The following is a 6,247-nucleotide window of genomic DNA, read 5'->3' as shown; positions in this document are numbered from 1 at the left end:
CGCCCGCCTCGCCGCCGGAGCGCGCGGCGCGGCGCGGCCCGTCCAGCGTGGCCCTGCTCGCCGCCACGCCCGTCATGCTCGCCATGATGGCCGTGCTGCTGGACTCCCCGGCGGCGCCGCTCGGGTTCGTGCTCCTGGGCGGGTTCGTCTTCGTCGTCCTCCTCAAGATCACCTCCATGAGCGAGGTCACGGAGGAGCGGTCTCACGAACGCGCCGTGTACGAGCAGGCCCGCTGGTACGACGGGCGCTACCTGCTGCCCGAGGACTTCGACGACGCGGCGCGGGCCGTGCTCGGCCGGGCGCAGCGGGCCATCGGCACCGTGCTGCGCTCCCACGTCAACGCCGAGGGCCTGCTCGACGACGCGCGAAACGCGGTGCTGCTGCCCGAGCAGGAGTGGGAGATCGCCAGGCTGCTCGCCAAGCTGTCCGCGTTACGCGCCGAGCACCGGGAGCTGCTGACCAGAGGCGTCGCCCCCGAGGTGGCCGCCGTCGTCGAGCCGCTGGAGCGGGCGCTGGCCGACAGCGAGGCGGCGGTGGTGGCCCGTGTGGAGGCGCTGGAGCGGTACGCCCGGCACGTCGCCGACGCCGAGCGCGCCTACCACGCCCGCAGCCAGATCGAGGAACTGCGCGCCCGGCTGCCGCGCTACGAGGAGCTGCTGGCCGAGTCGGGCGCCGACGCGCTGGCCGTACCCGAGATCGAACGCCTCGCGCAGGACGCCGACCAGCTCGAACGGCTGCTGAGGCGGAGCGTCAGCTCGGCGCACGAGGCGTTCCGCTACCTCGAACCCTGACCACGCGCCCGGCCCACCGCACAGTCCCCCGTCCGGCTACTCGTCCGGCTACTCGCCTGGCTACTCGGCCGGCACCCGGGCCGTCGCCAGCAGCAGGTCGCAGAGCACCTCGGCCGCGTCGGGCCGGCCCAGCTTGCGGGCCGACTCCGCCATGGCCGAACGCAGCCCGGGGTCCGCCAGCAGCGGCATCAGCTCCGCCCACAGCTGGTCGGCCGTCGGGCGCGGCTCCAGCAGCGCCCTGGCCGCACCGGCCGAGACCAGGTAGGAGGCGTTCTTGCGCTGCTCGTCGCCGCCCGTCGGGATCAGCGGCACGAGCAGCGACGGCTTGCCGATCGCGGTCAGCTCCGACACCGTGCCCGCGCCGCTGCGCGAGATCACCAGGTCGGCCGCGGCGAACAGGTCGGGCAGCTCCGCCCCGACGTACGGCACCGGATGGTAGCGCTCCGCCAGCTCGGGCGGCAGCTCGACGGCCCGCATCCGGTCGATCTCGGCTGACCCGCACTGGTGCACCACCTGGGCGTGCGGCAGCAGCCGGTGCAGGTTCTCGGCGATCAGCGTGTTGATCTGCCTGCTGCCCATCGCGCCGCCCGTCACGTAGATGAGCGGCACCTCGAACGTCAGCCCGAACAGGTCGTAGGCGGCGGCCCCGTCGCCCCGCAACAGCTCCGGCCTGATCGGGTTGCCGGTCACCACGGCCCGTGCCCGCGCCTTCGCGGGCAGGTGCTCCAGCGACGACTCGTGCGACAGCGCGATCCGCGTCGCCAGCCTGGCCAGGATCCGGTTGGCCAGCCCCACCACCGTGGTCTGCTCGTGCATCACCAGCGGCCGGCGGATCAGCTTGGCCGCCACGCCGATCGGCACCGCCACGTAACCCCCGGTCGACAGGACCACGTCCGGCAGGTAGCGCGCCGCGTGCACCACCGCCTGGACCACCCCCACCGGGATGCGGAACAGGTCGGCGATGTTGGTGCGGAGCTCCCGGAGGTTCGGCCGGCGGCGCAGCTTGCCCGTCGTGATCGCCTTGAACGGGATGCCGTGCTCGGTCGTGATCCGCGCCTCCAGGCCGTTGGCGGTGCCCACCCACAGCACGTCGTGCGGCACCTGGCGTCGCTGGACGGCCGACAGGGTCGTCAGGGCCGGATAGGTGTGTCCGCCGGTGCCGCCACCGGTGATCAACAGTCGCAGGGTTCGAGACATGCGATCAGGGTATGGCCGGACGGCGGAAAACCGTGTGTCCGGCCGAGGTGTCACGACCCTCTGAAAGGGTGCTCGCACCGCCGTGACACCGTCCCCCGTCAACCCGCCCGCCGGGACCCCCTTCGCCGTGAGAGGCTCGGACCTGTAGCGTCATCCCCATGCGACTCGGCGTGCTGGACATCGGCTCGAACACCGTCCATCTGCTGGTGGTCGACGCCCACCGCGGCGCTTGCCCGATCCCCGCCTACTCCCACAAGGAGGAGCTGCGGCTGACCGAGCACCTCGACGCCGACAACGAGCTGTCGGCCGAAGGCATCGACCGGCTGGGCGCGTTCGTCGAGGAGGCGCTGCGCCTCGCCGAGGACAAGGGCGTGGAGGACTTCCTGGCGTTCGCCACCTCGGCCGTGCGCGAGTCCGCCAACGGCGATCAGGTGCTCCAGGAGGTCGACGAGCGCTGCGGCGTCGACATCGAGGTGCTGTCGGGGCAGGACGAGGCGAGGCTGACGTTCCTGGCGGTGCGGCGGTGGTACGGCTGGTCGTCGGGCCGGCTGCTCGCCTTCGACATCGGGGGCGGCTCGCTGGAGATCGCCGCCGGCGTCGACGAGGAGCCCGACGTGGCCGTGTCCCTGCCGCTCGGCGCGGGCCGGCTGACCCGCGACTGGTTCAGCTCCGACCCGCCGTCCGCCGACGAGGTGCGCAAGCTGCGCAAGCACGTACGCACCGAGATCGCCCGCACGGTCGGCGACATCGTCCGCTACGGCGTGCCCACCCGCGCGGTGGCGACGTCCAAGACGTTCAAGCAGCTCGCCAGGATCGCCGGGGCGGCGCCCTCCAGCGAGGGCCTGTACGTCTCGCGCTCGCTGTCGCGGCAGGACATGGCCGACTGGGCCGTCAAGCTCACCACCATGGACTCCGCGGCGCGGGGCGAGCTCCAAGGGGTGTCGCCGGGGCGGGCGGCGCAGCTCGCGGCCGGCGCGCTCGTCGGCCACGCGGCCATGGACCTGTTCGAGGTCGACCGGCTCGAGGTGTGCCCGTGGGCGCTGCGCGAGGGGGTCATCCTGCGCCGCCTCGACCTGCTGCCGAGTCGGGGAGATCTGCCCTCCCGGTGAGCCGGATCTATCGCCCGGTCAACGAATAGGCCGCCTCTCGCCGGGAACGTCTGGCCGGATGTTGGCAGCTCTCGGCGTGATCGCCTCGCTGGCGATCGTCGTCTCCCTGGTGTTCCTGTCGGTGCTTCTCATCTCGGTGGTCGCCCTGATCGCCCTGGCGTGGCTGGCGCGCACGACCTCCCGGCCCCGCCGGGCTCCGGCCTCGGCGAGGATCGCTCACAGGGGACTGTCCGCGGCCCTTCGCGTGCTGTCACCGCACTGACGGCGCGCGGCCGTCACCATGCCGGCGGCCGTTGGAAACGGCTGCCGCGCCGCCCTGCATGAGCGGCGCGGCAGCCGCTCCCGGGGCGAACCGCAGCCGCTTCTCCAGGGACACCACCGCCCCGTGCTCGCGCCTGTTGGTGAACCGGATGTCGTCGGCGAGCGCCTTCATGATCTGGATGCCCCGGCCGTGCTCGGCTCCCGGGGGAGCCTCGCGCACCAGATCGGCGTCGAACCCGTTGCCGGTGTCGACGACCTTGATCACGCACAGGTCGTCGACGACCCCCGCGCTCACCGTGTACTCGTCGCTGGAGGCCGCGTGCCTGATCACATTGGAGCACGCCTCGCTGAGCATGAGCTCGATGTCGTCGCGGATCTGCTGCTCGACGCCCAGAGTGTTGAGGGTGGCCACGAGGATCTGCCTGATCAGCGGGACACTCGCCGCGTCCCTGGGCAGCCGGAGCGCTATCGTCGCCTCCACCGGTTCTCCTCCCGTCCGGATGCCGTCCCAGGCTCATGCCCGCGATCCGCCGTCCCAATCGCCCCTCGGGTCGCGGAGGCGATCGCCCTCCGGTCGCCGGGCAACCCTGGGACCACCGAGTAGGTCTTCGGCCACGGCGCGGCGAGTCGTCGGGTACGGCCCACGAGTGGTCGGCTACGGCACGCGAGTCGTCGGCTACGGCTCGACGAGCCGGAGCGCCACCTCGAGGGCGGCCTCGCCGATCTCCTCCTCCGGCACCGTCTCGTCCTGGGTCAGCCACTTGCCCGCGTGCAGCGCGAACAGCGCCATCGAACGGCTGATGCGCGCGGACAACGGGTCACCGGGCTCGCTCATCTCCGCGGTGAGCTCCAGCATCCCCTCGCGGATCCGCGCGAACTTGGGATGGTCGCGCAGCGCCGTCTGGTTGCGCTCCAGGAAGCGCGAGATCTCCAGGTAGCGCCGCTCGCGCAGCGTGCCGGCGTAGCGCAGGACCAGCTCGCGCCGCGTCTCCGGGGTCTTGGGCCGGGTCCTGATCCAGGCCAGCAGCTTCTCGATCTCCTGCATGCGGACGTCGGCCAGGCTCGCGACGATGTCGTCCTTGGTCTTGAAGTGGTAGTAGAGCGCGGCCTTCGTCACGCCGAGCTCCTCAGCGATCTCTCGCAGCGAGGTGGCCTCGTACCCCTGCTCGGTGAAGAGCCTGAGGGCGATCTCCTGGATGCGAGTCCGCGTGTCTTCCCGCAATGTGCACCTGTTTCGGGCTATTTCAGCTTGACGGCCGGCAAGTAAGTACCTACCTTATTCTAAGCTTGCCGGTCGGCAAGTAAGGTAGATCACTTCTCGGGGGTGTTTCATGGCAGAAGCAGGAGGGCGCCGCCGCGAGGTCATGGTGGTGCTGCCCGGTCTCATGCTGGCGATGATCCTGGCGATGCTCGACAACATGATCGTGGGCACGGCGATGCCGCGCATCGTGGGCGAGCTCGGGGGCCTGTCGCATCTGTCATGGGTCGTCACAGCGTACGTTCTTGGCACGACCGTCTCCACGCCCATCTGGGGCAAGATCGGAGACCTGTACGGCCGCAAGACGATCTTCATGATCTCGATCGTCGTCTTCATGGTCGGCTCCGTCCTGTGCGGCATGGCCGGCTCGGCCGCCCTCGGCGGGCCCGAGGACGGCATGGCCCAGCTCATCGGCTTCCGGGCGCTGCAGGGACTCGGCGCCGGAGGGCTGCTGGTGAACGTCATGGCGATCATCGGCGATCTGGTCCCGCCGCGCGAGCGCGGCCAGTACCAGGGCATCATGGCGGGCGCCATGTCGCTGGCCATGATCGCGGGACCGCTCGTCGGCGGCTTCATCACCGACCACCTCGACTGGCGCTGGGCCTTCTACGTGAACCTGCCCGTGGGGGCCGTCGCACTGGTCCTGCTGGCCGTCAAGCTCAAGCTGCCCAGGCGCCGCGACCGGGTGCGGATCGACTGGCCGGGCGCGATCCTGCTCTCGATCAGCATCACGGCCATGGTGCTCGTGACCACCTGGGGCGGCAACGACTACACCTGGGGCTCCTGGCAGATCCTCGGGCTGATCGCCCTCGCGGCGGTGACGCTGGCGCTCTTCGGGTACGTCGAGCGCGGCGCGGCCGAGCCGATCATGCCGCTCCAGCTCTTCCGCAACCGGAACTTCACCCTCATCTCGGCCATCGGCTTCCTGCTCGGCTTCGCCATGTTCGGCGCGATCAACTTCCTGCCGCTGTTCCAGCAGATCGTCCAGGGCGCCTCGGCGACCAACTCGGGGCTGCTCCTGCTGCCCATGATGGCGGCGGCCATGGTGGTCTCGCTCTTCGTGGGCAGGGCCATCACCACCACCGGCAGGTACAAGATCTACCCGCTGCTGGGCGGCGTCGGCATGGCGGCGGGCATGTGGCTGCTGTCCACCATGGACGTCCACACGCCCGGCTGGCGGACCGGCGTCTACATCGCCGTGCTGGGCGCCGGGATGGGGTTCCTCATGCAGACCACGCTGCTGATCGCGCAGAACAGCGTCGAGCAGAAGGACCTCGGCGTCTCCAGCAGCGCCGCCACCTTCTTCCGGTCCATCGGCGGCTCGTTCGGCGTCTCCCTCTTCGGCGCGATCTTCAACAACGGGTTCGAGGCGCAGCTCTCCCAGCGTCTCGGCCCGCAGGCCGCGGAGCGGATCGCCCAGGGCGGCGGCAGGATGGACCCCGCCGCGCTGGCCACGATGCAGCCCCCGGTGCGCGCGGGGATCGTGGAGTCGCTCGCCGCGTCCATCTCCTCGGTCTTCTGGTGGGCGATCCTGTTCGCCGTCCTGGTGCCGGTGCTGGCGGCGTTCATCAAGGAGATCCCGCTGCGCGGCGGCCCGGCCGCCGGGGCCCCCGCCGCCGAGCAGCCGGTCG

General features: G+C 71.2%; 7 protein-coding genes. 4 read left to right on the top strand and 3 right to left on the bottom strand.

Going from position 1 to position 6,247, the window contains the following annotated elements; translation table 11 throughout:
• Window positions 1-791: hypothetical protein (locus tag DQW85_RS29610; protein ID WP_113703130.1), on the top strand; the 791-nt coding region annotated here is incomplete at its 5' end.
• A gap of 60 nt (window positions 792-851) precedes the next feature.
• Here the strand turns inward: DQW85_RS29610 and DQW85_RS29605 are convergent.
• Complete coding sequence (locus tag DQW85_RS29605) at window positions 852-1,988, bottom strand: UDP-N-acetylglucosamine--N-acetylmuramyl-(pentapeptide) pyrophosphoryl-undecaprenol N-acetylglucosamine transferase (RefSeq protein ID WP_113703128.1); 1,137 nt, start codon at window positions 1,986-1,988, stop codon at window positions 852-854.
• A 158-nt stretch (window positions 1,989-2,146) separates the two neighbouring features.
• Between DQW85_RS29605 and DQW85_RS29600 the strand changes: the two genes are divergently transcribed.
• Both DQW85_RS29600 and DQW85_RS29595 read left to right on the top strand, forming a co-directional pair.
• The gene (locus DQW85_RS29600) at window positions 2,147-3,097 is read left to right on the top strand and encodes a Ppx/GppA family phosphatase (protein ID WP_113703127.1); all 951 of its coding nucleotides are present in this window, start codon (window positions 2,147-2,149) and stop codon (window positions 3,095-3,097) included.
• A gap of 58 nt (window positions 3,098-3,155) precedes the next feature.
• Window positions 3,156-3,359, top strand: a complete 204-nt coding sequence (locus DQW85_RS29595; protein WP_162795476.1) for a hypothetical protein — start codon at window positions 3,156-3,158, stop codon at window positions 3,357-3,359.
• Here DQW85_RS29595 and DQW85_RS29590 read toward each other — a convergent pair.
• Window positions 3,348-3,839, bottom strand: coding sequence for an ATP-binding protein (locus DQW85_RS29590; RefSeq protein ID WP_113703125.1), 492 nt, complete (start codon window positions 3,837-3,839; stop codon window positions 3,348-3,350). The genes DQW85_RS29595 and DQW85_RS29590 overlap by 12 nt on opposite strands.
• A gap of 195 nt (window positions 3,840-4,034) precedes the next feature.
• Window positions 4,035-4,580 carry a TetR/AcrR family transcriptional regulator gene (locus tag DQW85_RS47755; protein ID WP_113703124.1) on the bottom strand — a complete coding sequence of 182 codons (546 nt, stop codon included), beginning with the start codon at window positions 4,578-4,580 and terminating at the stop codon, window positions 4,035-4,037.
• 109 nt (window positions 4,581-4,689) lie between these two features.
• On the opposite strand from DQW85_RS47755, the gene DQW85_RS29580 reads away from it, so the two are divergent.
• Window positions 4,690-6,247: MDR family MFS transporter (locus DQW85_RS29580; RefSeq protein WP_113703129.1), on the top strand; the 1,558-nt coding region annotated here is incomplete at its 3' end.

The organism is Nonomuraea lactucae (assembly GCF_003313395.1).
Classification (GTDB): Bacteria; Actinomycetota; Actinomycetes; order Streptosporangiales; family Streptosporangiaceae; genus Nonomuraea; species Nonomuraea lactucae.
This window is presented reverse-complemented; position numbering and strand designations above follow the sequence as displayed.

Coding starts and splice junctions, on each gene's coding strand:
- DQW85_RS29605 (WP_113703128.1), bottom strand. CDS start 1,988: ATGTCTCGAACCCTGCGACTGTTGATCACCGGTGGCGGCACCGGCGGA.
- DQW85_RS29600 (WP_113703127.1), top strand. CDS start 2,147: ATGCGACTCGGCGTGCTGGACATCGGCTCGAACACCGTCCATCTGCTG.
- DQW85_RS29595 (WP_162795476.1), top strand. CDS start 3,156: ATGTTGGCAGCTCTCGGCGTGATCGCCTCGCTGGCGATCGTCGTCTCC.